The following is a 3,248-nucleotide window of genomic DNA, read 5'->3' as shown; positions in this document are numbered from 1 at the left end:
GCCCGGACATGGGGCAGGGCTATATCGTCGATTCGTTCATGGTCGTCGTCCTCGGGGGTGTCGGGCAGCTCGCCGGCGCGGTCTGGGCGGCTCTCGGCCTGGGCGTGCTGACCAAGTTCCTCGAGGGCTGGACCGGCGCCGTGGTCGCCAAGATCGTCGTCCTGGTGATCATCATCATCTTCATTCAGAAGCGTCCGCAGGGGCTGTTCGCCCTCAAGGGCCGCTTCGTCGAGTCGTGACACTGACTCGCGACATCATGACCGGAGCATCGATGAGTTCTTCCCCTGCACGCACGCCGTTCATTGTCCGCCTCGGGCGCAGCTTCGACGCCCGCAGCTGGATGCTGGTCGGGCTGTTCGCCGCCTTCGCCCTGGTTGCCGTGCCGATCATGCACCTGCTGCTGCCGCCCGAGAGTCCGCTGCACCTGTCGACCTATTTCATCACCCTCACCGGCAAGATTCTCTGCTACGCCATCGTCGCCGTGGCGATGGACCTGATCTGGGGCTACGGCGGCATTCTCTCGCTCGGCCACGGTCTCTTCTTCGCGCTTGGCGGCTACACCTTCGGCATGTACCTGATGCGCGAGATCGGCCGCGACGGCAGCTACCAGAGCGATCTGCCGGACTTCATGGTCTTCCTCGACTGGAAGGAACTGCCGTGGTTCTGGAGCGGCAGCGACCACTTTCTGTGGGCCGTGCTGCTGGTGCTGATCGTACCGGCGCTGATCGCCTTCGTCTTCGGCTATTTCGCTTTCCGCTCGCGCATCCGGGGGGTCTACTTCTCGATCATCACGCAGGCGCTGACCTACGCGGCGATGCTGCTCTTCTTCCGCAACGAAACGGGTTTCGGCGGCAACAACGGCTTCACCGATTTCAAGCGCATCCTCGGCTATTCGATCACCGCACCGGAAACGCGGGTGGTGCTGTTCGGCCTGTCGGCGCTGGCGCTGATCGGCACCCTGTTGTTGGCACGTTTCCTGGTTACGTCGAAGTTTGGTCGCATCCTGACGGCGATCCGCGACGCCGAGTCACGGGTGATGTTCATCGGCTACAACCCGCTGTGGTACAAGCTCTTCGTGTGGACCCTGTCGGCCATGCTCTGCGCCATCGCCGGGGCGCTCTACGTGCCGCAGGTGGGGATCATCAATCCGTCCGAAATGGCGGTGGCCAACTCGATCGAGATTGCCATCTGGGTCGCCGTCGGCGGGCGCGGCACGCTGATCGGCGCGGTTATCGGCGCCTTCATCGTCAATCTCGCCAAGAGCTGGTTTACGGTCAGCTTCCCCGAGTACTGGCTGTTTTTCCTCGGCACGCTGTTCATCGTGTCGACGCTGTGGCTGCCGCAGGGTGTGGTCGGCCTGGTCCAGCGACTGCGCGCCGGGGTCGGCAAAGGAGAGCGCCAGGAGGAGGTCGGTGAGCCGGTCACTGCAGCGAAGGGAGCGCGCGCATGAACGCTGCCAATGCGGCCAACGCCCCGCTCAACGATAACCCGAACTGGGACAGCGGGACGGCCGAACTCGGGCATATGCTCAAGCCGGGCCAGCTCGACCTGTCGCACAAGGTGGTCCTCTATCTGGAAGACATCACCGTCAGCTTCGACGGCTTCCGTGCCTTGAACAAGTTGTCGCTGGCGATCGACGCCGGTGAGCTGCGCTGCATCATCGGCCCAAACGGCGCTGGCAAGACGACGATGATGGATGTCATTACCGGCAAGACGCGGCCGGACGAGGGCACTGCTTTCTTCGGTCAGACGCTCGACCTGACGCGCCTCTCCGAACCCGAAATCGCGCATGCCGGGATCGGGCGCAAGTTCCAGAAACCGACCATCTTCGAGAATCACACGGTCTTCGAGAACCTCGAGCTGGCGATGAAAACCGACAAGCGCGTCTGGCGCAGCCTGCTGGCGCTGCTCGATTCGGCGGCTGGCGACCGTATCGCCGAGACGCTGCAGACGATTCGCCTCACCGCCCACGCCGACCGGCTCGCCGGCCTGCTCTCGCACGGTCAGAAGCAGTGGCTGGAGATCGGCATGCTGCTGATGCAGGAGCCGAAGCTGCTGTTGCTCGACGAACCGGTGGCCGGCATGACCGACGAAGAAACCGAGCGCACCGGCGAACTGTTCCTGTCGCTGGCAGGCAAGCATTCGCTGGTGGTCGTCGAACACGACATGGCTTTCGTCAAGCAGCTCGGCGGCAAGGTTACCGTCCTGCACGAAGGCAGCGTACTCGCCGAAGGCGCGCTCGAGGAAGTGCAGGCCGACGCGCGGGTCATTGAAGTCTATCTGGGGCGCTGAGATCGATGACTGCGATGTTGAATGTAAAGAACCTCAACCAGTACTACGGCGGCAGCCACATCCTGCGCGACCTCAGTTTCACCGCCGAAGCCGGCAAGGTGACGGCGGTTCTCGGGCGCAACGGCGTCGGCAAGTCGACGCTGCTCAAGTCGTTGATGGGGATGGTGCCGACCAAAGGCGGCAGCATCGAGTTCTCCGGCCGCGACTTGAGCCGTTCTGCGTCGCACCAGCGCGTGCGCGCAGGCATCGGCTACGTGCCGCAGGGGCGCGAGATCTTTCCGCGCCTGACGGTACACGAGAATTTGCTGATGGGACTGGCCAGCTGTCCGGGCAGCACGCCGATTCCCGAGCGCATCTTCGAGATGTTTCCGGTACTGCGGCAGATGCTGCGCCGGCGCGGCGGCGATCTCTCGGGTGGCCAGCAGCAGCAACTGGCGATCGGCCGTGCTCTGGCCATGGGCCCGAAACTGCTGATCCTCGACGAGCCGACCGAAGGCATCCAGCCATCGATCATCAAGGACATCGAGCGCGCCATCCGGGCGCTGGCGCAAAGCGGCGAAATGGCCATTCTGCTCGTCGAACAGTACTATGATTTTGCGCGTTCGCTGGCCGACCAGTACCTGGTGATGGAACGCGGCGAGATCATCATGCGCGGACGAGGGGAAGACATGGAAAAAGACGGGGTTCTGGCAGCGCTGGCAGTTTGATCACGACCAATCGAGAGGGGCGCGAGGAAGCGACTCGCCCAGCACAGTGGGCGCTCGAGGAGGCTGCGCGTCCGGGCTGGCAGGCACGCCTGGCACTGGGTTTCGAGCGTCGTGGCGCGGTCAGCGCACTGGTGCAGCGCGAGCATTATGGCCCGCTACGCGTACAGAAGGCACTCTACCCGGAAGGGCCGGATGTCTGCCACGCCATCGTTCTGCATCCGCCGGGCGGTATCGCCGGCGGTGATGCTC

3 protein-coding genes and 2 pseudogenes are annotated in these 3,248 nt (G+C 64.0%); all 5 read left to right on the top strand.

The window, feature by feature from the left end; translation table 11 throughout:
* A pseudogene (locus RUW20_RS01760) lies at window positions 1-239 on the top strand (urea ABC transporter permease subunit UrtB); the annotation flags it as partial.
* Between the two features lie 32 nt (window positions 240-271).
* Window positions 272-1,450, top strand: coding sequence for an urea ABC transporter permease subunit UrtC (urtC, locus tag RUW20_RS01755; protein WP_409559283.1), 1,179 nt, complete (start codon window positions 272-274; stop codon window positions 1,448-1,450).
* On the top strand, window positions 1,447-2,292 hold the full coding sequence (urtD, locus tag RUW20_RS01750) for an urea ABC transporter ATP-binding protein UrtD (RefSeq protein WP_409559282.1): 846 nt from the start codon (window positions 1,447-1,449) through the stop codon (window positions 2,290-2,292). The genes urtC and urtD overlap by 4 nt, the downstream gene beginning before the upstream one ends.
* A gap of 14 nt (window positions 2,293-2,306) precedes the next feature.
* Entirely contained in the window at window positions 2,307-2,999 is a 693-nt protein-coding gene (gene urtE, locus RUW20_RS01745; protein WP_313950471.1) for an urea ABC transporter ATP-binding subunit UrtE, read from the top strand.
* Window positions 2,996-3,248: pseudogene (locus RUW20_RS01740) on the top strand (urease accessory protein); the annotation flags it as partial. The gene urtE and the pseudogene RUW20_RS01740, both read left to right, overlap by 4 nt.

This window comes from Accumulibacter sp., from assembly GCF_032229525.1.
Lineage (GTDB): Bacteria > Pseudomonadota > Gammaproteobacteria > Burkholderiales > Rhodocyclaceae > Accumulibacter.
The sequence above is the reverse complement of the archived record's forward strand: the minus strand, read 5'-3'. Positions and strand labels throughout refer to the sequence as shown.